Raw genomic sequence first — 24180 nt, 5'->3', positions numbered from 1 at the left:
CATATGTCAACACTTTAGTGAACATATTATCTGGCGAGGCGAATAGTCGTTGAACAAAAAGGCATCCAATCCCAAAAAACGAGCGAACCTGAGGGATGTTGCCAAAGCAGCAGGCGTGTCTGTCGCCACCGTATCGCGCGTTCTGAACGACTCATCCCTGGTGCAGAAAGACACTCTCGCGAAAGTTCAGGCGGCAATCACCGAGCTCAAATTTGTGCCCAGCGCGGCGGCGCGCGCGATCAACTCGGGCCGGACGCGATTCGTTGGTGCTCTGGTGCCGACGCTGGACAACGCGATTTTCTCTCGGTTTCTAGCAGCCCTTGAGCGTAAGCTGTCGGAAAATCAGCTTTCGCTTGTCGTTGCGACAACCGAATCGAACCCGGACATGGAAACCGCAAAAGCCAAAGCCTTGGTCGACATCGGGGCCGAAGGCCTGATTGTCACCGGCGCCGCGCACAACACCGCCTTCCGCGAGTTGATTGATCGGACGATGTTGCCCACGATCGTCACCTCTTTCTACGACAAGGAAAATCCCTTACCGACGATCGGCTATGACAACCGTTATGCGTCCCGCCTGGCTTTGCAGCATCTGATTGACCTCGGCCACAGGCACGTCGCCGTTGTGCATGGCCCCGCCCACAACAACGACAGGACGCAACTGCGTCTGGCAGGCGTACACGATCTGCCCTGGGATGGAAAAATCTCTACATACGAGACCGACATCAGCCTGTCGGGCGGCGCCAGCAGCGTTGCGCGCATTTGCGCAGAGATTGATCGGCCGGACGCGATACTTTGCCTGTCAGATGTTCTTGCGCTGGGAGTTTTGTTTGGCCTTCAGTCAAAGGGCATCTCAGTGCCTGATCAGATTTCGCTGGTCGGGATCGATGATCTTCCAAGCTCGGCTGTCGCGGTGCCGTCGTTGACCACCGTGCACCTTCCCGTTCTTCGCATGGGAGAAAAGGCAGCCGTCGCCATGGCAAGCTGGATTACAGATCAGAAAAAACCCCGATCAGAACAGCTCCGACCCGAATTGGTGGTGCGTGAGTCGACCATTTTGCGCGCGCAATGAACCTGCGTTCGGCGCGCGGGTGCCAACCCGTCAGTCGCGGCGCGACGCGATTGTCCGGAACTCACCGCTGAGCCATGGGAACCGGGATGTCATATGCTCGATAAAATGCTGCTCGATCAAGCTCTGCATTCTATTGTGAATAAGCCGCGATGTGCTGGCCGGGTACACATTGGTCGTAAACAGCGAGACTGTGCGCGCGAAACTCTTGCCTGGCAAGGGAACTGCCCGCGTGCTTTCGTGAAACCGCCTTGCGCGATAATAGCTCGCCGCGGTGGTTATCGTCCATCCAGCTCCCTCGGCTACCAGACCAACGATCGACTGATTGCACTCCAGCTCGAACCGATTGGGGAGGTCGATCTTGCTGCGGGTCAGCTGCGTTTCGATCAGCTTGCCTATGGTGTGATCCCGCGAATACCGCAAGAACGGTAGCCGCTCGCCGGCGGCGCTCAGGCTGGTCAGCTCACCCTCGAAAACCGGCGGTAATACGACAATGAACGGGTCGCGCATCAACGGGTATTCCACCAGCCCTTCGATGTTTCCGACGGGCCGCGTGGCAACACCTGCGTCCAGCCGCTGCGTCTGCAATTTTTCGATGATTTCATGGCTGGGGCGCGTGAAATGCCGAAAGCTGCAGCGGGGCAGATTCGCGGACAGAAATCGGAACAGTTCGGGGGCGATCTGGTTGTCGAACTCGTCAATCAGGGCCAGGCGCAAATCGGTCGCGTGCTGCCAGCTTCCGGAACGAATCTCGGCTTCGCCCCGTCGCAGGGCGGTCAGCCCCTCATAAACATGCCGTGCAAACACGGTGCCGGCCGGGGTCAGCCCCATGGGGCGACGGCTATGATCCACCAGCTCAACGTCCAGTGTTTTTTCCAGGCTGCGCAAGTGGTTAGAGACAGTGCTGATCGATAGTCCCGTCTCTGCCGAAACCTTCTGAATCGAACCCAGTTTCGAAATCAGCTGAAACACTTCCAGCCATTTGAGGCTGAGCGGTTTTCTTGTCACCGGATGGCTCCCGCAATTGTGACCCTTATGGAATAAAGCGAAACAAAGTTTCGCTTTATTCGCAACTAAGAAATTGTTTCACTGTTTTTGCGGCCTCCGTCTATGTATGAAATACTGACCAGACTTTGGAAGGTCACCACACACGCTAAAGTGTGACCAATCAGGGAGAACATTTTCGAAATGATCAAGAAATATCTGCTCACAACAGCTTGCGCCGGGATCACTGCACTGACGGCTTCGCAGGCCGCCGCGCTGGACGAGATCACCGTTGCGTATTTCCTCGAATGGCCGATGCCGTTCCAGTATGCAAAGGCAAACGGAACCTACGAAGAAGAGCTTGGTACGAAGATCAACTGGGTATCTTTCGACACCGGCACGGCGATGTCCGCGGCCATGGCGTCGGGCGACGTTCAGATCGCCGTCAGCCAGGGTGTTCCACCCTTCGTCGTAGCCACCTCTGCAGGCCAGGACCTGCAAATTGTGGATGTAGCGACCAGCTATTCGGATAACGATAACTGTGTCGTTGCCGAAGCGCTGGAAATCGACAAAACCAATGCCGGTGAACTGAACGGCAAAAAAGTTGGCGTTCCGATCGGCACCGCCGCACATTATGGTTTCCTGTCGCAGATGGATCATTTCGGCGTTGACCTCAGCTCGATGGAAATCGTCGACATGGCGCCTGCAGATGGCGCGGCCGCATTTGCACAGGGCAACCTGGACATGGTCTGCGGCTGGGGCGGCGCCCTACGTCGGATGCTTGAGCATGGGAATGTCCTGCTGACCGGTGCCGAGAAAGAAGAAATCGGCATTCTGGTTTTTGACGTAACCTCGGCCCCCGCCAGCTTTGTCGAAGGCGAGTCGGAACTGCTCAGCAAGTTCTTGAAGGTGACCGCAGACGCCAACGCGCAGTGGAATTCGGGCGAAAATCAGGAAGAAATGCTTGCGGTTATTGCCAAGGATGCAGGTATGGATCTTGCAGATGCTGAGGCTACGATCGCTCTGTTCACCTTCCCATCGGTTGACGAACAACTGTCGGAGAAATGGCTGGGTGGCGGCGCGCAAGAGTTCATGACCGGTGTTGCGAATGTCTTCCAATCCGCCGGAAGCATTGAGAACGCGCTGGATTCCTATGGCGGTGCTGTAAGCACGGCCCCTCTGGAATCAGCTAACAACTAAACGTCAAAAAATCGGAGATCGGCCCGCACGACGGGCCGACCCACATCTAAGCAGGAAGGAAACAGGATGCCCGAATTGGACATCATTGATTTGTCCATGCGCTTTGATCTGCCCAACGGGTCATCTGTGCAGGCTCTTCAGGACGTCTCGCTCACTCTGAAAGAAGGAGAGCTGATGTCCGTTCTTGGCCCGTCAGGGTGCGGAAAGACGACGTTGCTGAATATCCTTGCAGGATTTCTGGCACCGACCTCGGGGAAGGTCGAATTGAATGGCCACGTGGTTGAAGGCCCGGATGCGGAACGCGGGATGGTGTTCCAAAAAGGGGCGCTGTTCGAATGGATGAACGTGCGGGAAAACGTGGAATTTGGCCCACGGATGAAGGGGATGCCCAAGGCCGAGCGGGATCAGATATCTGATCACCTGCTTGAGGTCGTGGGTCTGCAGGACTTTAAAGACAAGGCCGTCTACGAACTGTCCGGGGGTATGCAACAGCGTGTTGCGCTGGCCCGGTGTCTGGCGAATGAGCCCGACGTGATCCTGATGGACGAACCGCTGGGTGCGCTGGACGCGCTGACACGGGAAAAGATGCAAGGGCTGGTGCTGAAGCTCTGGAAAGAGACCGGCAAGACAATCATCCTGATTACCCACTCAGTCGAAGAAGCCCTGTTGCTTGGGGAACGACTGATCGTGATGGCTCCGCGTCCGGGTCGTATTCACCGTGAATACAATCTGCCCTTTGCGGAACGCGGCGTGAATGCTGATCTTCGCGACGTAAAGAAATCCGAGGGGTTCGCAGAAACGCGGGATGAAATCCTGTCGATGATCTGGGAGATGGAGGAAGAAATTATGGGCCGTACGGAGCAGGTCGCATGATTGTACTTCTATTTTATGTCGGATTGTTCGCCGGTGCGTTCTTCATCGTCTACTCTCTGCGCCGCGGCCTGCAAAGCCGCAAGGATTTCACCAGTCTGAAAACCGTGACGTTCGGGGATGAAAGTGCTGTCCGTGCGGACAGGGCGGCCTCGATCATCTCTGTGCTTGTGATCTTTGTCATCTGGGCGGCCTTTACCGGCTCCAAGCTTAGCCCGCTACATGTGCCTGGCCCGTTTGTCGGTGATACAGAGTTCACCTATACTCTGGAAAGTGCCGATGGCAGCACGGACGACGCAACCATCTTTGTCCGCGTACCAGCCTTTGGCGAAGAGGCCGAGAAGTTCGAAGTAGAGCCAGGCAGCGGCTTTGCCAAGAATGACGCCCTGGCGGCACCTGCGGGGCGTTCGTCGACAATCCTGTTCGACAAGAATGACGAGACCACCCGCAAAGACGGGGCTAAAATCGTTGCGATCAACGGCCAGCCTATCGGCGCGGGCGTCAAAGTGGACACAGGGAACGGTACTGTATCGTTGACCGATAAGGGCGCGATTACATTTACTCCTGATCAGGGTTTGCAGATGAACCCAATCTGGCTGCCTGCACCCGAAACCGTTGTTTCGCGTTTCTTCGAGATTGCGCGCGAGGGCTATCAGAACTTCTCGCTTTGGGAGCATCTCGGCTGGTCGCTGCTGCGCGTTGTCGCAGGCTTTGTTGCAGGGGCCCTAGTTGGTATTCCTTTGGGCTATGCCATGGGTCTGTCCGGCTGGTTCCGTGGATGGTTCGACCCCATTGTCGAGTTCATGCGTCCGGTTCCACCACTTGCGCTGATCCCACTGGTCATCATCTGGTTTGGCATCTGGGAAACCGGCAAGATCGTTCTGCTGTTCCTCGCCGCGCTCTGGATCATGACCATCGCTGCGCGGGCGGGTGTATCTGGTGTGAACATCTCTAAGATTCACGCGGCCTATTCGCTTGGCGCGTCGAAATGGCAGATCATGCGTCACGTGATCGTGCCAAACTCGCTGCCCGAAATCTTCACGGGCGCGCGGGTTGCGATGGGCGTTTGCTGGGGCACTGTGGTTGCGGCCGAACTGGTTGCAGCGCAGAAAGGAGCCGGGATGATGATCATTGCGGCGTCAAAGTTCCAGCTGACCGATATCGTGATTATGGGCATCGTGCTGATCGGCGTGATCGGCTATGGCATCGACATCCTGATGCGCAAAGCAGAGGACTTCCTTGTTCCGTGGAAGGGCCGCAGTTAAGCCCATACAGATCAGAAACAAGAAGCCCCGGACCATGGTCCGGGGCTTTTTCGTTCTAGCCTGCAATCGCCGCGTCATGTGTTGGCCATGCGTCCTGAGGCCAAAGTGATCCGAAGCGGGCGACAGCCGGATTAAGCCGACGAGTCGCTCTCGGCATAGTCCCGCAGCATCCCGATATTGGAAATCTCTGCATGGTTGCGATTGATCTTAACCCCCACGGCCTTTAATCGCGAAAACGCGCGGCTCAGGCTTTCGGGCTTCATGCCAAGACGCCCGGCGATCAGCATTTTGTCATAGGGCAGCGCAACATCACACTCATCCGCATCGCAATCGCAGAGGCTGAGCAAAAACTCCGCCACCCTCTGCGCCCCGGTCTGCGCCTTCAACTGCTCAAGCTGCGCAACAAGCGAGTGCAGGTGGGTAAAGGTCGCCGCCAGAATCGAAATCCCGATCTCAGGATCTTCGCGCATCAGTGACAACAGCACAGGGCTGGGAATATGCATCACCTCACAGGATGACACGGCCTCAGCCGACACCGGATAGGGGACATTTCGCAGGGCGACGGCCTCACCAAAACTCTCACCTTTGGTGAAGACGCTCACGACCGCTTCGGCGCCGCTTGGTGACATCCGGAACAGCTTGACCCATCCGGCCAAAACCACATGCACGGCCTTGGCCTTCTCCTCCTGCAAAAAGATCGTCTCGCCGCGGTCGTATTGACGCCAGATTGCGTGGCTCAGCAACGTGTCTACATGCTGCTCGGGCAAGCTTTTGAGCAAGAGCGACTGCCGCGCGATCGCCTTTTGTATTTCATGTGCCACAGAGGCACCCCCCTTCTCTGCGGGCTGAAGAGGCCCGCATGTCCATCCCCTTACAGGCTATGCCAAAGCGCGCCGGAACGCACCAGTCTTTTCCCCACCGCCAACTTGACAATTGTCATGTTGCGCGCCCGCCCCGGCACTTATTCTGGCCCCATAGCCAGTATCCCCGGGAGTATACGAGATGGACTACGAGCGATTTTTTGACCAGAGCCTCAACGCCCTGCGGGATGAGGGGAATTATCGTGTTTTCATCGATCTGCAGCGCCGCTGCGGTTCTTTCCCAAACGCTCGGCAAACCGATGAGCACGCGCAACGGGATGTTCAGATTTGGTGCTCGAACGACTATCTGGGCATGGGACAGCAACCAACGGTTCTGGCAGCTATGCACGACGCGCTTGATCGCTGCGGTGCAGGGGCTGGCGGCACGCGCAACATCTCGGGCACAACCCATGACCACGTCCTTCTAGAACAAGAGCTGGCCGAGCTGCACGGCAAAGAAGCCGCCCTGCTGTTTACATCCGGCTATGTCTCGAACTGGGCAGCGTTGGGTACGCTTGCGGCCAAGATTCCCGACCTGATCGTCTTTTCGGATGCGTTGAACCACGCGTCAATGATCGAAGGCATCCGCCACTCGCGCGCGCAAAAGGTGATCTGGAAACATAACGATCTAACCGATCTTGAAGCTAAGCTTGCCGCCGCTGATCCGGATGCGCCCAAGATGATCGCCTTTGAATCTGTCTATTCCATGGATGGCGATATCGCACCTATCAGAGAAATCTGCGACCTGGCCGACACCTATGGGGCGATGACTTATCTGGACGAGGTTCACGCGGTCGGCCTGTATGGTCCGCACGGCGGCGGCATTGCCGAACGCGAGGGTCTGATGGATCGGCTGACCGTCATCGAAGGCACTCTGGGCAAAGCCTTTGGGGTTGTGGGTGGATATATCGCCGCCTCAGCCGCGCTCTGCGATTTCGTGCGCAGCTTCGCCAGCGGGTTCATCTTTACCACGGCCCTGCCCCCCGCGGTTGCTGCGGGTGCCGCGGCATCCATCCAGCACCTGAAACAGTCAAACACTGAACGAGACCTGCAAAAGACGCGCGTTGCACAAGTGCGCGCGCGGCTGGATGCTGAAGGTATTCCTCACATCCCCAACCCCAGCCATATTATTCCGGTCATGGTTGGCGATCCGGTGAAATGCAAATTCATCTCGGATACCTTGCTGGAAGAGTTCGGAATCTACATCCAACCAATCAACTATCCGACTGTTCCCAAGGGCACTGAACGCCTGCGTATCACGCCATCGCCGGTGCATACGGACGAGGATATCGACCATCTGGTGGGTGCGTTGTCAGCCTTGTGGCAACGGTGCCAAATCGCGCGGATGCCTATAGCTGCGCAATAAAATGCCCGAGTATCTGCCACCGAAACGTCACCCGTCAGGGTGGCGTTTTTGTTTCTTCAGATTAGGTAGAGCCCATAGATCACCACAGAAAACGCGGTCAGTACCATGGTAAAGCCCCGCAACCACGCGGGTCGGGTTGAAAGCTCAAGATACCGTGCAAGGATGATGCGGGCCTTGGCAAGCGCCAACAGCAGAATACCCCCTCCCAACAATGCAGGCGGCATGGGCAACAGGGTCAGAATGGCCGACGCGACACTCAGCCCCAAGAGCTTAATCCAGGCAGATGTCAGAGTACCCGCAATCCAGCGACGAGGGCTTTCTTCGGGCATCTCAATCACCCCAACAGATAGATCACGGGGAACAGCAGGATCCAGACCAGATCGACCATGTGCCAGAACTGAGCACCCGCCTCGATGTTGCGCGGTTCATCCCGCCAAGCGACCAATAGCAAGATGCCCACACCTGCCAGAACATGTGCCGCGTGAAATCCGGTCAGCAGGTAGTAGAACATAAAAAACGCATGGGTTTCGAAATTGATGCCCAGCGCGGCTTTGTCAGCATATTCCACGCCCTTTATGATCAGAAACACGACCCCAAGACAGGCCGCCCCGATCAGGGCCAGACGCGCGGCGCGTTGCTGCGCGGCGCGACGCCATCTTAGCGCCTGTGCTGCCAGATAGCCTGACGTGACCAACACCGCAGTGTTCAGCGCGGCCCCCGTCCGATGCAGATGCGCTTGTGCCTCGGCAAAACCCACCGGGTCGGTCAGACGCACGCCCATGAATGCGACCAACCCGGCACCAAATACCAGCAGTTCGGAGATAATGAGGACCCACATCAGCAACTCACCGGGCAACTCATCGATCAAAGAAGCCTCTGTCATGCGCCAACCAGCTGTCGATAGATTTGCGGCAGCGCCATGGTCAAACGATGCGGGTCGGGGATGACGGCAAAACCTCCCTGCCCGAACATACGCGAAAACCAGCTTTTGCCAGTTTTGTCGATAGTGACGCCAAAGACCGACTGTCCCGCGCGCCGCGCTTCGCGGACGGCCATGCAGGTGTCTTCGATGCCGTGGCGGCCCTCATAGTGGTCCAGATCGTTGGGTTTCCCGTCGGTGATCACCAACAGCAGGCGGCGCTTGCGCGATTGGGCTGCCAACTCGGCCGAACAATGGCGGATCGCAGCGCCCAGCCGGGTGTAATGCCCGGGCCGCAACGAGGCGATGCGCTGTTCGACCAACGCCCCCATCGGCTCATCAAACCGTTTGCAGCGCTGCACATAGACACGCTGGCGCTTCAACGAGCTGAAGGCGTGGATGGCGAAATCGTCGCCGCAGGCGTTCAGGCCCCAGGCCAAAGCGGCCAGCGCCTCGCGTTCGATGTCGATCACGGCGCGGCCTGTGACGGCGCTTTCGGTCGAACGGCTTACGTCCAGCAGAATCGAGACCGCCAGATCGCGCGCCTCGGTGCGGGATTGCTGCCAGACGCGCTCGTTGCCTTCCCCGCGGGCGCGGCGCTCCGTTTCTGCACGCACAGCCGCCTCGATATCCAACTGATCGCCGTCCAGATGGCCACGTGTCATCACCCGCCCCGGTCGCAGCGCCTCGAACTGGCGTTTGACCGCGCGAATGCGGCGGGCGGTGGCGGGGTCCTTGCCGAACTCGGCAGCATCCTCGCGGATATCGGCATCCGATGTCAGGACGTTGACGTGATCGGGCAGGTACTGCCCGGTGCGCACATCCCATTCGGGATAGAGGATACGGCCCGACAGACGCTCTCGGTTCACGTCCTCAGGCGCGAGGTCGAGGTGCAATTTCAACCGCGTCGGGGGGGCTTTAGATATCTGACCAAGTCCAATTTCATCCTGATCGTCAGCAGCTTTTTTTGCACTGTCAGGGTCATCATCGTCGACCCTGCGGTTGAGGTTCAGAAACTCCGCCCAGCTGAGGATCGCCTCGAACTTGTGGAGGATCAGACTGTCCTGACGTTCGGCCTGCTCGGATTTCCGGCGGCGTGCACGGTGGGTTTTCTCACCCGACTCTTGGGGCTGGCCTTCGGTATCGCGGCTTTCCACTTCGGTATGTGCAGAAAAGCTGACGGCGCGCAGCTCGGGCCACAGCGGCACCGGGCGGAAGTGCTGATAGCCGCGCGGGGCGCACATGTCGTCATCCAGCTCTTGCAACGCCTGCGCCTTGGGCGACAACGGTGCGGGATCACCCAGCATATGGCGCACAAGTTCCTCAACCTCGGCCTCAACAGGTGGCAGGCTTGGGATGGCGCGTTGATACAACAGACCACGACAGAGTTCAGTGTAAAGTGGGCGCAGACCGGGGGCATCTTCCAAGGTGGCTTCGACCATCGATCGGGCCGCAGCCAGCGCGTTCATATCAGCGCGCAGCGGGTCGTCTGCATCTATTCTCGTGCCTGCATGCGCCGCCGCCGCGGCCAGCCAGACAAAAAGTGCGCCATTTGCTTCGCGCGCCGGGAAAACAGCCAGTTGCTCAGGCAGGCGCAGCACCTCGCCGTCAAAAGACGGGCGCGACATAAGCTCAACCTCGGCCCCAAGCCGCCGCCGCCAGCTCAGCCGGTGGCGGGAAACCTCGGGTGAGACCGGGCGCAGTTCGACGCCCGGGTTGCCTCCCAACCCCCGAAAAAGGACTGCCAGCCGCCCCGCGACCTCTGAGAGGTCGACCGCGGCTCCAACATGCACCTGGGGTGCATCGAGGCGGCTGGCAAGGGTGTGCCACAGTTTCCCGATTGTTTCTTCGGGTTCCCATGGCTCAAAATCGATCCTGACCATCGGCGGGCCTCACCCAAAGACAGCCGTGACAAGATCGAGGAGCCCGCGTTTGATATCCTCGTCATCGGTCAGAGGTTCGATCATTGCGGCAAGGATGGCGCGGTCGGTGGACATGCCCTGTGCGATCAGCGTCGCGGCATAAACGACCAGACGTGTGGAAACGCCTTCCTCAAGATCCTGACCCTTGAGCCCGCGCAGCTTGCCTGCAAGACGTACCAGCGGTTTGCAGCGCTCCAACGACAGCCCGCTCTCCTGGGCGACCACTTCGGCCTCCATCTCGGGCGACGGAAAGTCGAACTCGAGCGAGATAAACCGCTGCCGGGTCGAGGGTTTCAGGGTTTTCAGGATATTCTGGTAACCGGGGTTGTATGAGGCGACCAGCATGAAACCGGGCGCGGCCTCAAGCTCTTCGCCGGTGCGGTCGATCGGCAGGATGCGCCGGTCATCGGTCAGCGGGTGCAAAACAACGGTGACGTCTTTGCGGGCCTCGACCACCTCGTCTAGATAGCAGATCGCACCCTCGCGCACTGCGCGCGTCAGCGGACCATCGACCCAGACGGTTTCGCCGCCCTTCAGCAGGTAACGCCCGATCAGATCGGCGGCCGCCAGATCGTCATGACAAGCCACGGTATAAAGCGGGCGACCAAGGCTGGCAGCCATATGGGCCACGAACCGGGTCTTTCCGCAGCCCGTCGGCCCTTTCAGCAGAACAGGCAGGTTGTTGGCATAGGCGGCGGCGAACACATCGCATTCGTCGCCCTGCGCCAGGTAGAAGGGGGCGTTTGCCGCCCCCAGTTCCATTTGTACGGAGCCGTCCATATCCATCACTCCGCAGGGGTTTCGGCAGCGCCGGGTTCAATCACCTCTTTCCGGGGCACCCAGATCGAGTAGATGAACAACAGCGCGCCAATGACCACAACAACACCCGAGCCAAAGCGCATCCAGTAGAAGATAGCGATCTGGTCCTGGACGTCCATGAAGTAGTCGCCAATTACGCGCTGCATATGGGTCTGCACGGTTCCGCCGAAGGTCAGGACAAAAGTCATGAACACCATTCCGCTGCTCATCAGCCAGAAGGACGCCATGTTCAGAACCTGATTATAGGGATCGCGGTTCTTCAGGATCGGCATCGCATAGGTGAAGATTGCAAGATTGAGACAGACATAGGCACCATAGAAAGCCAGGTGGCCGTGTGCGGCCGTGATCTGCGTGCCGTGGGTATAGTAGTTCACCCCGTGCAACGTGTGCAGGAAGCCCCAGACACCGGCCCCGAAGAAGGCAAGCGTGGCACAACCCAGCGACCACAACAGCGCGGCCTTGTTGGGATGGTCTCGGCGACCCTTCCAGACCATGACAAAGGCAAAGGCCATCATCGCAAAGAACGGGATCACCTCAAGGCTCGAGAAGATCGAACCGATCCACTGCCAATAGGCCGGTGTCCCGATCCAGTAGTAGTGGTGGCCAGTACCAAGGATACCCGAGAACAGCGCGGCGGCGACGATGACATAAAGCCATTTCTCAACCACCTCGCGGTCCACACCCGTCAGCTTGAGCATCAGGTAGGCCAGGATCGAGGCCATGATCAGTTCCCATACGCCTTCGACCCACAGGTGAACGACATACCACCAGTATTGCTTGTCCAGCGACAGGTTGCCCGGATTGTAGAAGGCAAAGAGGAACAGCAGCGCCAGCCCCCACAGACCCAGCAGAAGGATATTTGAAATCGCGGTCTTTTTCCCCTTCAGAACGGTTATAGACACGTTGTAGAGGAAGATCAGCGCGGCCACGACGATGCCCGCCTTGACCCATTTGGGCTGTTCAAGGAACTCGCGCCCCTCTTTGCCCAGCAACCAGTTGCCTTCGAACAGGTTGAACACATAGGTGACAACCACGCCCAGCGTGCCCACGACCAGAATCAGAAGCTGCAGATAGGCCAGCTTGGTTGAGTGGATCTCACGTTCCGCCTCTTCCGGGATCAGGAAGTAGGCCGCGCCGAAGAAACCCAGCAGCAGCCAGACAATCAACGCGTTGGTGTGCAGCATCCGCACGATGTTGAACGGCAGCAGCTCGCTCAGAAAATTGGGGGATACATAGATCCAGCCGGCCAGCAGACCGCCGATCACCTGGATCGCAAACAGACCCATTGCCACAGCGAAATAGGCATAGGCCACTTTTTGGGATTCGTATTTCATGTCTCGGTTCCCTTCTCAGCCCGCATCATTCGGCGGCCAGCCCTGCGCGTCGATGTTGTCCGTCCAGATCAGGAAGTTGGTCAGGTCACGGAGTTCTTCGTCGCTGAGGTCGAAACTGGGCATCTGCCGACGACCGGGAATGCCGGTCGGTTGCGCCTCCATCCAGCCCTTGAGGGCCTCAAAGGCGCCTTCCGGATCGTCCAGAACGCCCCAACGGGTCATCACATTGGCGACCTCGGGGGCATAGTAGGCTCCTTCCCCCATTATGGTGTGGCAGTTGATACAAGCGTGTTTTTCCCAGACGTGTTTGCCCCGAACCACGCTGTCATCAAGCTTTGCCGAATTCTCGGAATTGACGATGTACCAGTGTGAGTGGGCCGACAGGGCCAGAAAGATTAAAATGAAGAACAGGGACCCGCCATAAAATATGTTGCGGGCCATGCTCTTTGTCATGACTTCGCGCATCGCGCTCTCCTTTGCGCCGCTTTGCTAGTGCAGGGACAATGCGCCGGGCGGCCCGATGCTTCCTTAACCAAAGTCAAGATATGTGTGATTCCATGCCGCAGAGATGTTTCAGGCGACGCGGGGCGCGGTCAGGGCAGTCCACATCGACAGCACGAACAGCGCCGTGGCGATTGTCCACAACGCGGCGGCGACCAACATCAATGACATGTATATGCTGTCAGGCAGCAGGGTGGCCAACCAACGCGTGACAGCGGCAGCGGCCATGAGCCCATAGGCCAGCGCCATGGGAGACGGCGCAACCAGCGCACGACCGCTATGGCCCAACGCGGCGCGGCTCATCACCGCCAGTGTCATGCAGCCAACGCAGCCGATCCCCAGAACATGCAGCGCGCCGACTTCGCTACCAAAGCCCAGTAACGCCGCGCCCCACAGGATCAGACCCAACGCGAGCATCGCCAGCCCAAGATGCAGCGCGATCAGAATCGGCTGCTGCAGTGCCCATCCGGCGCGCCAGCGGGACAAGCGCAGCAACTGCAGCCCCCCCAGAACCAGAGCCAGGACCCCGGTCAGTCGACCGGTTCCGAGCACCAGAAATACTGCGGGCAGGCTCAAAGCCACAATCAGGCTGGCTTTTTCCAGAACAGGCACCGAAATCGGCCAGGTTGCTTCGGGTTGCCCAGCGCGTTTCATGGCATTGCGGGTAAACGCCGGTGTGATCCGTCCGCCCAACACCGCGATCATGGCGCAAAGCGCGAGCAGCCCCCCGCGCAGGCCGATGTTCACCGTATCATCGGTCAGGCTCAGCCACTGCAGGTGGGTCATCAGGTTCGAAACCCAGACATATGCAAGCAATAGCAGGAAGATCATGTTCTGGGGTTTCGGTCGGCGGAGCAGCTGCGATGCGATCTTGGCAGCCAAAACCGGAATAAAGACCAGATCCAGTGCAGCCACCATCCAGGGCGCCAAATAGGCCGAAAACCACATCGCCAGACGCCCCGCCAACCACAGTCCAGCAGTTGCGGCGACAAAGACGTACCGTGCATTTGGCGCGCCAGTCCAGTTCGGCACTGCAGTCAGGAAAAATCCGCCCAGCGCGGCAGCGGAATAACCAAAGATCATCTCATGCGCGTGCCACATGGGGGGGCTCATCGCGTAAGAGGGATCACCTGCGGCAAGGCCGGCTGCCTGCGCGGCAAGCCAAAGCACCCACACTAGCCCGGCAAACAACCCATAGAGACCCGCCGACAGGAAAAAGACCCGAAATCCCTCGCCCAACACCCGTCTCAACATAGCCGCCATTTTCCGCTCTCCAGACTTCAGCTGTCGTCGGACAATCAGTAAACGGGCGGCAAGGCGGCTCCCTTAACAAAAATCAAGCAACTCCGAAAAATATGACTTAAAAACACACGATTTCTAAGATCGCTCGGCACCCAAAATTGCCAATTCCAATCCAGTTTGGCTGCGCTGCGTTGACTTTTGTCAAGGCACCTCCTGCCCCATCCATTGCACTCTTCGCCTGCCTCACCACGCATATTTGGAGAGTGATCATGTCACTTGGAATCAGCTACAACAAAACCGGCCGCGCCTTCGGGGTCGGTTTGGCAATGCTGTTGGGCAGCGTTGCTGCTCCTGCCTTTGCCGAAGAGCCAACCCTCAGCGACGAAGCGTTTGAATCGTCAAAGCAGCTTTATTTTGAACAATGCGCGGGGTGTCACGGTGTGCTGCGAAAAGGCGCCACCGGTAAGAACCTTGAGCCGCATTGGAAGAAAACCGCAGCCGACGGCACCGTAACCGAAGGCGGCACCCTTGCACTGGGTCAGGAACGGCTTGAGAAAATCATCGCCTGGGGGACCGAAGGCGGCATGAACAACTTCTCGGACATTATGACCGAGCAGGAAATCAAGGACATGTCGACATACATCATGATGGAGGCTCCCAAGCCGCCTGAAATGTCGCTGGACCAGATGAAAGCCACCCGCAAGGTCTATGTCGAAGAAGCCGACTATCCGACCGAGCCGCTGCATGGCCGCAACTGGGAGAACTTCTTTGTCGTCATCGAACGTGACGTGGGCAAGGTTGCCATCATCGACGGCGACACCAAAGAAGTACTGGTCCATATCCCGACCGGCTATGCCGTACATGTCATCAAAGCATCCGAGCACCACAAACTGGAAGAACCCGACAACCCGGGCCGCTTCTGGTACACCATGGGCCGCGATGGCAAGATGACCAAGATCGACCTCTGGCAGACGCCCGACAAGATGTTGGTTTCCGAGGTCAAGATCGCCTATGACGCGCGTGACGTGGCAATCTCGGGTGATGGTAAATACGTCATCGGTGGCGGCTACTGGCCCCCGCACTTTGCCATCGTGGATGCCGTGACCATGGAGCCGCTCAAGGTCGTTTCGACCCGCGGTGTGAACGTGGATGGCGACTATGTCGAAGAAAGCCGCGTCGCCGCGATCTATACAACTCCGAACGAGCCAAGCTGGTTGGTCGCAGTGAAAGAGCTGGGTCAGATGTGGCAGGTCGACTATTCGGATATCGACAACCTGCGCATCGACAAGATCGACAGCGCCAAGTTCCTGCATGATGGGTTCTTTGACCCGACAGGTCGGTACTTCCAGATCGCGGCAAACGCCTCGAACAAGATGGTTGTAGTCGACACCAAAGACCGCAAGCTCGAGTCACTTATCGATGTCGCCGCCCTGCCGCACCCCGGCCCTGGCGCCAACTGGATTGACCCGAACTGCGGGCCTGTCGCCGGGACCACGCACCTTGGTGTGGGCACCGTGACTGTCTGGGGCAACGACCCCGAGAACCGCCCCGACGATGCCTGGAAGGTCTGCTACGAAGTTGAAACCGACGGCCCCGGCCTGTTCATCCGCACGCACCCGAAATCAAAATATGTGTGGGCGGACCAGACCAAGCACCCTGAGCCTGAGATTCAGCAATCGGTGCAGGTGATCGACAAGGAAACCGGTGAGATCGTTAAAACAATCCAGCTGACCGAGCAGGAAGGCCACGCGGCTGTTCACTTCGAGTTCAACGCAGACGGTACCGAGGTGTGGGTCTCTAACTGGAACCTGGCCGACTCGAAAGAACCAAACGGTGAGATCGTGATCTACGACGCTGAGACGCTGGAAGAGAAAGCCCGCATCAAGGGCCTGTTCGCGCCGACCGGTAAGTTCAACGTCTACAACCGTTCGAACCACGTCACCTGACGGGCTCGGCAATCAACACCGGAAAGGGCGGGCCCCTCGCCCGCCCTTTCTGCGTTTGACCCATCAGCCAAACTCACCGGCCAGACAAGGCCAGATAAGACAGCCAAAACGGAGCCCGGATATGACCTCGGAACCGGAAAAGAAAAAACCGATCTGGCGCCGGTATTTCCTGTGGGGAATGCCCGTGGCCGGAATTGCCGCAGCCTTTGTCGGCGGCATCATCTTCTGGGGCGGGTTCAACACCGCCATGGAAGCCACCAACACCAAGGATTTCTGCATCTCCTGCCACGAGATGCGCGATTTCGTTTACGAAGAATACACAGGCACAATCCACGACGTGAACCGGTCCGGCGTTGGCGCGGTCTGTTCCGATTGCCATGTCCCCAAGGACTGGACACATAAGATCATTCGCAAGATCAAGGCCTCAAAAGAGCTCTATGGCAAGATGGTCGGTACCATCAACACCCGCGAAAAGTTCGAAGCCAAGCGCGTACATCTGGCCATGAACGAGTGGGAGCGGATGAAGGCAACTGACTCGCGCGAATGCCGCAACTGCCACGATTTTGAATCTATGATGCCCGAGTTCCAGAAACCCCGCGCGCGTCAGCAACACCTGAATGCGATGACGGTCGGACAAACCTGTATCGACTGCCACAAAGGGATTGCGCACTCGGATGCCCGCGACCGGGCCGACGAGGAATATCTGGAGAAACTTGAAGCCCCGAACCCGGATTTCATCCGTACGATCCCGCCGGAATATCTGGCCAGCCTCGAAAAAATCGAAGCGCAAGAAGCCGTCGACGCCGAGGCTGCAAAAGCCGCCAAGCAAGCCCAACACGAGGCGGTGCAGGCTCAGATCGCCGCAGCGGTTGATGCCGCTGTCGCCGAGGAACGCGCCAAAACAGCGGGTGAGGCAAGTGCCGCACCCGCAAGCGGCGGCAGTGATGTCGGCGGCAATGTCGACTGGGCCTCTGTGGCAAGCGCCGACATGAAGCTGTTCTACCCCGGTCAGGCCTCGTTTGAATGGGTCCAGAACGGTAAATTCCATGGCGGCGCGCGCCCGCTGACCAAAGGCGGCGATCAGTGTACGACCTGCCATGCCAAGGAACTGGATATGATCGGCAACAAGATCGTGGCCGGTGGCGATCTGGAACCCACCCCGATACCGGGCAAGCGTGGCGTGATCGACGCGACGGTGCAGGCCGCCCATGATGATGAAACCCTCTATATCCGTCTGCAATGGCCGGATGCGGGCCACAATCCCGCGCCCTTTGTCGATGGCGGCAAAATGGATCCCGACAACCAGATCAAGGTTGCCATGATGATCACCGGCACCGGGATCGAGATGGGCGATCAGGTTGGCTGCTGGGCCTCGTGCCACGCCGATAACAGCTATATGCCCTTTGATCCGGGCGCAGATGCGATTGCCGCAAATGACGACTTCACCGGCCGCATGACCGCGCAGGACACGGTGACCAAGTACATCAGCGAAAGCCGCACCGAGGTTGAAACCAAGGGCCGTCGCGGCAAGGCGCTGGGGGGCTGGGACAAGCTGCATGCAGCCGATCAGATCGAGCAGTATCTGGCCGACGGCACCTATCTCGACCTGATGCGCGTCTATGCTGATGGCAGCGCCACAAACGGTTATCTGCTGGAACAGCGGGTGGTCAATGACGGTGAGATTGCCGCCTCGGCCAGCCTTGATGGTGGCATGTGGACCGTTGTGTTCTCGCGCCCGCTGAACTCGGGCGCAGCCGGTGATGTGCCGCTGGAGCCGGGTCAGACCTATACGGTCGGCTTTGCCATCCACGACGACTATGCCGCGGCGCGGTTCCACCATGTGACGCTGGATACCAGCCTCGCGCTGGATGACGACACGGCCTTTATCAATGTGGTGAAACAGTAACGGATTGGGGCCGGTTCATCCGGCCCCCGTCCACTTTTGAGGAGACCCGCCCCATGCTCTGCCCACGCTTTCTTCCCGCCCTTCTGCTGTTGGCCACCCCCGCATTGGCGGATGAAACCGCCGCCATCTGCGCCGAAGCCGAAGAACGCTATGTCGAGCTATTCGGCCAACCCTCTGCCGCCGTTGAAGATGCCGAGGTGGTGCTGATGTATAAATACACCTTCTGCCCCGTCGAGCTGACCGTCAAAGCGGGCACCACAGTGCGTTGGATCAACGTGGACAAACGCACCAGCCACTCGGTCCTTCTGAAAGGCGGCAGCGTCCCCGAGAGCGACCGCTTGTTCCCCGAGGAAACGGTTGACCTGACCTTCCTTACCCCCGGCCCGCAGGAGTATCTGTGCGGCCCCCACTGGGAAACGCAGAATATGATCGGGATGATCACCGTTGTGCCCTGAGTGTGTCGAAAAACCGATGTGTCCCAAGATGAAAGGCTCTGCCAGCGCCTGTCTCAAACGCAGCGATTTATGTGCCTTACAAGTCGTGCCAAAGCGCGATCTCGCGCTTTTTCAGCTCCATCCGAGCAAGTTGGAAATGGTGCTGGTCACTCTGCCCCCGAAGTTCAGGAAAAATTGCAAAAAGCTCTTCTGTTTGCGCGCGACCAAACCCCTTTAGAATTTGCGGCCCCGGACAGAAACTCTCCGTCCACGCCCCATCTGAATGAACCAGCTGGTGCTGATCAAACATGATGTGGACATATGTGATCTCAGTTGGCGGCAGCCTACGAATTCCGGGACGCCCGACAAGGTGTTTTGCTGCAACCAACACCTCGGGTTCTCCCAGATAATACTCAGCGACGAAATCAGACAAGAGCACTCTGTGATTGGGGGAGACGATCAGGTCGCGAGAGGGCGTGTCTTCACCAAGACTTCCCCTTTTGATAACAACCGGTCTGAGTTTCTGAAACACTGCAATTTCGGCAGAGCTGAATTGTCTCTGCGCGACCCATCGAACCTCTTGCAAACCGCAGTCTAGCGTTGCAACCAGGTCTCCCGGAGCAAGTGTCTCAACGGGTTGATCACCATAGATCGTCTTAATCAATGACCCCTTGGTGAAACATGGGACGACCATGATATCATCGATATCCCCAGATTGACTTCCCTGCAGGTCAACATCTTCGTCAAGTGTATCGTTTTCTGGAACGGTCCCGTCCGTGGGAATAAAATAGGCGTCTTTCTCGCCGTTTATCTCAATTTCGACATACCAACCGACAACTGTTCCGGCGCCTTCCAGCTCCAGAATGCTCTGATCTTTCATGGTTTCGACTGTGATGCCTTGCAGCTCGTCTTCACCTTCAGAGATCACCCCGTCATCGTTGACATCAGTAAAAGTTATCTGAGTGGGCGTTACCGAACTGCCCTCCTTACCGGCATCGCCAGATAGGCTTCCCAGGTAATATGCATTGACCAAGAAATCGGTTGGCATAACTGTCACCGTTCAGTCATTCATATTCAAAATTGTATGTTAATATACTTAAGTCAAATCATTGCCGCGATAAACCCGAAGCTTGACGATGTAACTGTTTGCTTCCGGGTATCGGGCGCGGGCTATGGTCACGGCCAACAACCGCAAATCTGAGCTCCTTAACTTATGTCAAGGAGGTCAGTTTGCGTTTCGGCCAGTCTGTCCCCATGACACGCCCGGCTCACCCAGCGACGTCCCGTTTTCGTAGCGGAATCGCAAGTGACCTAAGGGCCCGGAACACACTCAGACCAAGCGAGTTTGCTCATGAGCGGTAAGGTTTTTCTGATCGGTGCAGGACCCGGCGACCCCGAGCTGATGACGCTGCGGGCCCTGCGGATGCTGCAAGAGGCTGAGGTGGTGGTCTATGACCGCCTTGTCTCAGCCGAAATCCTTGCCCTGCATGCCCCCGGGACCCGGCTGATTGCGGTTGGCAAAGCCCCCAAATGCCACATCGTTCCACAAAACCGCATCAATGAGATTTTGTTGGAAGAAGCCCGCGCTGGGCGCCGGGTCGCGCGCCTCAAAGGGGGCGATCCGATGATTTTTGGCCGGGGCTCGGAAGAGGCTGCCTATCTGACCGCCCATGGCATCGCGGTTGAATATGCGCCGGGGATCACCGCCGCGCAGGGCGCATCCTGTTCAACCGGTGTGCCGCTGACCCATCGCGGGCTGGCAACGTCAGTGCAATATGTCACTGGCCATCGACAGGCCGACACTGTGCTGGACCTTGACTGGGCCCGTCTGGCCGACCCCGACACCACACTGGTCGTCTATATGGGCGTCGCCAATATCGGCCAGATTGCGATGGGGCTGATGACAGAAAATCTGCCCGGATCAACACCGGTTCTGGCCGTCGGTAAGGCCACGACCCCGGATGAGCACCGCCTCGTGTCGCGGCTGGATCGTCTGGCCGCCGACGTGCGCGAGGCCGGGCTGAAGGCACCGACCCTGTTCATCATCGGCAAGGTTGTATCGCTTTATGCTGAGCAGCCGCTGGCCGATCTGCTGGAGCAGGCACATGGCTAAACTCGGTCAACGCACCCAAAGAGGGGCGGCCGCGCAGCCAGCGGTTAAAGGACATCGGGAATGGGCCGCGCGCACTGTTCTGGCAAGCGTCATATTGATCGCAACCTCAGCCTTCGCCGCTGACACTCTGGATCCGGACGCCCTGAAACGTCTGGTGCATCAGGATTGCGGCTCGTGCCATGGCCTGTCGCTGAAAGGCGGGCTTGGCCCCGATCTGCGCATGCAGACGCTGCAACATTATGACGCCGATGTCCTGACCGGCGTCATCCTTGACGGCATTCCCGATACCGCGATGCCCCCCTGGCGACCTCTGATCTCGGAAGAAGAGGCCGAATGGATCGCCCGTTACCTGCTGGCACAGGAGGAACAATGAAACGTCACGTCCTAGGCCTGGCCGCCGCGCTGATGATGACCGCAGCGCATGCTGAGCCCACCGCCACTGGTGATCTGGGCCTTGTGATCGAACGCGCAAATGGCTCGGTCCTGCTGGTGGACCAGTCTGACCGGGCCGCTCTGGCGCGGATCGAAGGGTTGGGCGATCTGTCCCATGCCTCGTTGGTCTATTCCCCCGATCAGCGTTTCGCCTATGTGTTCGGGCGCGACGGCGGGTTGACAAAGGTCGATATCGTCACGCGCCGGATCGCAAACCGCGTTGTGCAGGCGGGCAACGCCATTGGCGGCGCCATCTCGGATGATGGCAAACTGGTTGCGGTGTCAAACTATGAACCCGGTGGCGTGCGGGTCTTTGACGCCGATACGCTTGAGATGGTGGCCGATATTCCAACCGGCAGCAAAACCATCGGCCTTGTCGATGCGCCCGGCCGCCGGTTTGTCTTTACCATGTGGGACACGGGCGAAACCTGGCTGGCCGACTTTGACAAGGACACGCCAGCGATCACCAAAATCGCCGATATGGGTAAGAACCCTTACGACGCGCTGATCACCGCCAATGGGCGCACCTACATCACGGGTCTGTTCGGCGAGGATGGTCTAACCGCGCTGGATCTCTGGGCCGAGACGCCCGAGCCGATCCGCATCTTGCCCGACTATGGGCGCGGGCAACAAGAGATGCCGGTGTATAAAATGCCTCATCTTGAAGGCTGGGCGCTGACCGGCAGTGAATTCGTGCTACCCGCCGTTGGTCATCATGAGGTCCTGTGGATCGACGCCAACACGCTAACCGAAACCGGCCGCACAAAAACCCACGGCCAGCCGGTCTTCGCCATGGCCCGCCCGGACGGACGGCAAGTCTGGGTGAATTTCGCCCATCCGCTGAACGACACAATCCAGGTGATAGACAGCCTCAGTAAGCAAATCATTCATGAGTTCAAACCCGGCCCGGCCGTCTTGCATATGGAATTCACACCCCGCGGACATGAGGTTTGGATCAGTGTACGCGATGCCAACAAGGTGATCGTCTACGACACGCAAACCTTTGAGAAATTGCGCGAAATTGAAGCAGACAGCCCCTCGGGCATCTTCTTCACCGCCCGCGCCCACAAAACGGGACTCTGACAGATGAGCCACATCACGGACCCGATCGACCGCGCTCTTCTGGATGACTGGCAACGCGATTTCCCTGTCATCCCGCGCCCGTTCGACAAATTGGCCAGGACTCTGGGGCTGAGCGAAGACGACGTGATCGATCGTCTGTCCCGGATGCGGGCCGCCGGACGGATCACCCGCGTTGGGGCAACCATCGCCCCTGGCGCTGTGTCCGCCAGCACATTGGCCGCCGTGGCCGCACCGGATGAGCGGATCGAAGAGATTGCCGCTGTGATCAATTCCGAGCCCGGCGTGAATCACAACTATCAACGCGAGGACGACTGGAACCTGTGGTTCGTCGCCACCGGCCCCGACCGGGCTCATGTGGACGATACACTGCAACGGATCAGTCGGCGTACCGGCCTGCAAGTGCTCGACCTGCGCCTGCTGCGCCCGTTCAACGTCGATCTGGGGTTCCGTATGTCGGGCAAAGCCCAAAACGTCCCCGGCCCGCGACATGTCGATTGTTCGGCGATGAGAGAGGGGGACCGACCGCTGCTGCAGGCGCTGACAACTGGCTTGCCACTGGTCGCCGAACCCTATGCGGCACTGGCCCGCACGCTGAACCGCCCCCCGGAGGATGTCATGGGGCGGATAACAGCCCTGCACATAGCCGGTATCATATCCCGCCTTGGCGTTATCGTGCGTCACCGCGCATTGGGCTGGTCCGCCAATGCAATGGTGGTTTGGAATATGCCGGCAGACCAGGTGAGCATGGCCGGCCCGGCCCTCGCCGCGCATCCCGGTGTCACGTTGTGTTACGAGCGGAAACCGATCGAAGGCGTTTGGCCCTATCGCCTCTATTCCATGATCCACGCGCGGTCACGCCCCGAGGCGCTGCAGGTTCTGACCAGCGCTGCGGCCCTGCCGGAACTGGCCGGCGCCTGGCATAAGGTGCTGTTCTCGACCCGCTGTTTCAAACAAACCGGCGCGCTGATCGAACCAAAGGGGGTGGCGGCATGACACTAGACGACACCGACCGAGCCATCCTCAATCGGATGCAGGATGATCTGCCCCTCACGTCGCATCCTTACGCTGCAATCGCGGCGGAACTGGATATTTCAGAGGCTGAGTTACTGACCCGTCTGAGCCGCCTGAAAGACGAGCGCGTCATCACCCGTTTCGGCCCCTTCTTCGACGCCGCAGCCATGGGTGGTGCGTTCTGCCTGTGCGCCATGGCGGTCCCGGCCGAGGATTTCGAAACCGTCCTGACCAAAGTCAATGCACATGCCGAGGTTGCCCATAACTATGAACGTATGCACCGGCTGAACATGTGGTTCGTGCTGGCCACCGAAACGCCCGAGGGGATCGAGGCCACCGCCGATGCAATCGAACGGGAAACGGGGATTCAGGTTCTCCGTTTCCCCAAATTGCAGGAATTCTTTATCGGTTTCCGGGTGGCGGCATGATCAGCGCATCAGACAGACAGATCATCGAAGCACTCCAAGGCGGTTTGCCTTTGACACCTGCGCCCTACGCAAAGGTCGCAGAAGGACTAGGAATTGACGAAGAGGTGCTGCTCGACCGTCTGGCCGAGCTTAAATCGCGCGGCGTGATTCGGCGCATCGCTGCGGCCCCCAACCATTATAAGCTGGGCATGACCTCAAACGGGATGACCGTTTGGGATGTGAAAGACGATCAGGTGGCCGAGATGGGCACTCAGATCGGCCTGCTGCCCTTTGTCACCCATTGCTATGAACGCCCGCGCGCATTGCCGGACTGGCCCTATAACCTGTTTGCCATGGTTCACGGAACCGACCGCGACGAGGTTGAGGAAAAGCGCGCCGAGATTGCGGCCATTCTGGGTGAGGCCTGCCGGGCCAAAGATATCCTCTATTCCACGCGCATCCTGAAGAAAACCGGGTTGCGTCTGAAAACGAAAGGCTGA

The 24180-nt window shown here is 58.7% G+C and carries 24 protein-coding genes; 14 read left to right on the top strand and 10 right to left on the bottom strand.

The features are described from left to right. Positions 1-49 precede the first annotated feature (49 nt). Complete coding sequence (locus ACR0I7_RS00325) at positions 50-1069, top strand: LacI family DNA-binding transcriptional regulator (protein WP_480507277.1); 1020 nt, start codon at positions 50-52, stop codon at positions 1067-1069. 30 nt (positions 1070-1099) lie between these two features. Here ACR0I7_RS00325 and ACR0I7_RS00320 read toward each other — a convergent pair whose 3' ends face one another. Next, positions 1100-2074, bottom strand: coding sequence for a LysR family transcriptional regulator (locus ACR0I7_RS00320; RefSeq protein WP_480507275.1), 975 nt, complete (start codon positions 2072-2074; stop codon positions 1100-1102). Between the two features lie 180 nt (positions 2075-2254). Here ACR0I7_RS00320 and ACR0I7_RS00315 point away from each other — a divergent pair, with 180 nt between their 5' ends. From ACR0I7_RS00315 to ACR0I7_RS00305, 3 genes are all read left to right on the top strand, one after another. Further along, positions 2255-3250, top strand: coding sequence for a taurine ABC transporter substrate-binding protein (locus tag ACR0I7_RS00315; RefSeq protein ID WP_480507273.1), 996 nt, complete (start codon positions 2255-2257; stop codon positions 3248-3250). 66 nt (positions 3251-3316) lie between these two features. Further along, positions 3317-4123 (top strand): taurine ABC transporter ATP-binding protein, encoded by an 807-nt coding sequence (locus tag ACR0I7_RS00310; RefSeq protein ID WP_480507271.1) that lies wholly within the window; start codon positions 3317-3319, stop codon positions 4121-4123. Continuing rightward, positions 4120-5385, top strand: coding sequence for an ABC transporter permease (locus ACR0I7_RS00305; RefSeq protein ID WP_480507269.1), 1266 nt, complete (start codon positions 4120-4122; stop codon positions 5383-5385). The genes ACR0I7_RS00310 and ACR0I7_RS00305 overlap by 4 nt, the downstream gene beginning before the upstream one ends. 131 nt (positions 5386-5516) lie before the next feature. On the opposite strand, the gene ACR0I7_RS00300 is transcribed toward ACR0I7_RS00305, so the two are convergent. Then, entirely contained in the window at positions 5517-6206 is a 690-nt protein-coding gene (locus ACR0I7_RS00300) for a Crp/Fnr family transcriptional regulator (protein WP_480507267.1), read from the bottom strand. Positions 6207-6387: 181 nt separating this feature from the next. On the opposite strand from ACR0I7_RS00300, the gene hemA reads away from it, so the two are divergent. Continuing rightward, positions 6388-7611 (top strand): 5-aminolevulinate synthase, encoded by a 1224-nt coding sequence (gene hemA, locus ACR0I7_RS00295; RefSeq protein WP_480507265.1) that lies wholly within the window; start codon positions 6388-6390, stop codon positions 7609-7611. A 56-nt stretch (positions 7612-7667) separates the two neighbouring features. Here hemA and ACR0I7_RS00290 read toward each other — a convergent pair whose 3' ends face one another. From ACR0I7_RS00290 to ACR0I7_RS00260, 7 genes are all read right to left on the bottom strand, one after another. Then, a complete protein-coding gene (locus tag ACR0I7_RS00290) occupies positions 7668-7940 on the bottom strand; it encodes a cytochrome C oxidase subunit IV family protein (RefSeq protein WP_480507263.1) in 273 nt (90 codons plus the stop codon). 5 nt (positions 7941-7945) lie between these two features. Further along, positions 7946-8494: a cytochrome c oxidase subunit 3 gene (locus ACR0I7_RS00285; RefSeq protein ID WP_480507261.1), complete on the bottom strand. Its 549-nt coding sequence runs from the start codon at positions 8492-8494 to the stop codon at positions 7946-7948. Next, positions 8491-10413 (bottom strand): nitric oxide reductase activation protein NorD, encoded by a 1923-nt coding sequence (locus tag ACR0I7_RS00280; protein ID WP_480507260.1) that lies wholly within the window; start codon positions 10411-10413, stop codon positions 8491-8493. The genes ACR0I7_RS00285 and ACR0I7_RS00280 overlap by 4 nt, the downstream gene beginning before the upstream one ends. Before the next feature lie 9 nt (positions 10414-10422). Beyond that, a complete protein-coding gene (locus tag ACR0I7_RS00275; RefSeq protein WP_480507258.1) occupies positions 10423-11238 on the bottom strand; it encodes an AAA family ATPase in 816 nt (271 codons plus the stop codon). Beyond that, positions 11238-12605: a cbb3-type cytochrome c oxidase subunit I gene (locus tag ACR0I7_RS00270; RefSeq protein WP_480507256.1), complete on the bottom strand. Its 1368-nt coding sequence runs from the start codon at positions 12603-12605 to the stop codon at positions 11238-11240. The genes ACR0I7_RS00275 and ACR0I7_RS00270 overlap by 1 nt, the downstream gene beginning before the upstream one ends. 15 nt (positions 12606-12620) lie before the next feature. Beyond that, positions 12621-13070: a c-type cytochrome gene (locus tag ACR0I7_RS00265; protein ID WP_480507254.1), complete on the bottom strand. Its 450-nt coding sequence runs from the start codon at positions 13068-13070 to the stop codon at positions 12621-12623. 108 nt (positions 13071-13178) lie between these two features. Continuing rightward, positions 13179-14369, bottom strand: a complete 1191-nt coding sequence (locus tag ACR0I7_RS00260) for an NnrS family protein (RefSeq protein ID WP_480507252.1) — start codon at positions 14367-14369, stop codon at positions 13179-13181. Positions 14370-14617: 248 nt separating this feature from the next. On the opposite strand from ACR0I7_RS00260, the gene ACR0I7_RS00255 reads away from it, so the two are divergent. From ACR0I7_RS00255 to ACR0I7_RS00245, 3 genes are all read left to right on the top strand, one after another. Further along, positions 14618-16294 (top strand): cytochrome D1 domain-containing protein, encoded by a 1677-nt coding sequence (locus ACR0I7_RS00255; RefSeq protein ID WP_480507250.1) that lies wholly within the window; start codon positions 14618-14620, stop codon positions 16292-16294. Positions 16295-16415: 121 nt separating this feature from the next. Further along, the gene (locus ACR0I7_RS00250) at positions 16416-18200 is read left to right on the top strand and encodes a NapC/NirT family cytochrome c (protein ID WP_480507248.1); all 1785 of its coding nucleotides are present in this window, start codon (positions 16416-16418) and stop codon (positions 18198-18200) included. Between the two features lie 53 nt (positions 18201-18253). Next, entirely contained in the window at positions 18254-18655 is a 402-nt protein-coding gene (locus ACR0I7_RS00245) for a cupredoxin domain-containing protein (RefSeq protein ID WP_480507246.1), read from the top strand. Positions 18656-18731: 76 nt separating this feature from the next. Here ACR0I7_RS00245 and ACR0I7_RS00240 read toward each other — a convergent pair whose 3' ends face one another. Next, a complete protein-coding gene (locus ACR0I7_RS00240) occupies positions 18732-19682 on the bottom strand; it encodes a Hint domain-containing protein (RefSeq protein ID WP_480507244.1) in 951 nt (316 codons plus the stop codon). A gap of 303 nt (positions 19683-19985) precedes the next feature. Here ACR0I7_RS00240 and cobA point away from each other — a divergent pair, with 303 nt between their 5' ends. The 6 genes from cobA to ahbB (ACR0I7_RS00210) are packed head-to-tail and all read left to right on the top strand — an operon-like array spanning position 19986 to position 24180. After that, a complete protein-coding gene (gene cobA / locus ACR0I7_RS00235) occupies positions 19986-20747 on the top strand; it encodes a uroporphyrinogen-III C-methyltransferase (protein ID WP_480507242.1) in 762 nt (253 codons plus the stop codon). Further along, on the top strand, positions 20740-21120 hold the full coding sequence (locus ACR0I7_RS00230) for a c-type cytochrome (protein ID WP_480507241.1): 381 nt from the start codon (positions 20740-20742) through the stop codon (positions 21118-21120). Before cobA ends, ACR0I7_RS00230 begins: the two co-directional genes overlap by 8 nt. After that, entirely contained in the window at positions 21117-22262 is a 1146-nt protein-coding gene (locus tag ACR0I7_RS00225; RefSeq protein ID WP_480507239.1) for a cytochrome D1 domain-containing protein, read from the top strand. The genes ACR0I7_RS00230 and ACR0I7_RS00225 overlap by 4 nt, the downstream gene beginning before the upstream one ends. A 3-nt stretch (positions 22263-22265) precedes the next feature. Continuing rightward, entirely contained in the window at positions 22266-23255 is a 990-nt protein-coding gene (gene ahbB / locus ACR0I7_RS00220) for a siroheme decarboxylase subunit beta (RefSeq protein ID WP_480507237.1), read from the top strand. Beyond that, on the top strand, positions 23252-23701 hold the full coding sequence (locus ACR0I7_RS00215; protein ID WP_480507236.1) for an Lrp/AsnC family transcriptional regulator: 450 nt from the start codon (positions 23252-23254) through the stop codon (positions 23699-23701). Before ahbB (ACR0I7_RS00220) ends, ACR0I7_RS00215 begins: the two co-directional genes overlap by 4 nt. Next, complete coding sequence (gene ahbB / locus ACR0I7_RS00210; protein WP_480507234.1) at positions 23698-24180, top strand: siroheme decarboxylase subunit beta; 483 nt, start codon at positions 23698-23700, stop codon at positions 24178-24180. Before ACR0I7_RS00215 ends, ahbB (ACR0I7_RS00210) begins: the two co-directional genes overlap by 4 nt.

This window comes from Ruegeria sp. AM1 (assembly GCF_056540745.1).
Note: the sequence above shows the minus strand (reverse complement) of the source record. Positions and strands in the feature narration are given on the sequence as shown.